The sequence below is a fragment of the Streptomyces sp. NRRL B-24484 genome, from assembly GCF_000717715.1.
Taxonomy (GTDB): domain Bacteria; phylum Actinomycetota; class Actinomycetes; order Streptomycetales; family Streptomycetaceae; genus Kitasatospora.
The window spans coordinates 1-260 of record NZ_JOAI01000171.1 but is presented as its reverse complement, the minus strand read 5'-3'; the positions used below and the strand labels follow the sequence as shown (position 1 = coordinate 260).

Here is a 260-nt window from a genome sequence, read left to right as displayed (position 1 = left end):
CGGCGTGTGGCCCCGCCTGCACGAGGTCCTGCTCGCCGAACTCCGGGCGGCAGGGCTGCTGGAGATGGACGACGCCGCGATCGACGGCTCGCACGTCAGAGCCCTCAAAGGGGGGCTCACACCGGACCTTCGCCGGTCGACCGTGCCCGGCCGGCCAGCAGGCACCACCTGATCGTCGACCGGCACGGCACCCCGCTCGCCGTCACGCTGACCAGCGGCAACCGCCACGACGTCACCCAACTCCTGCCCCTCCTGGACGC

At 73.1% G+C, this 260-nt stretch carries 1 pseudogene; it reads left to right on the top strand.

The annotated features are described in order from the left end of the window. A pseudogene (locus IE98_RS44085) lies at positions 1–260 on the top strand (transposase); the annotation flags it as partial.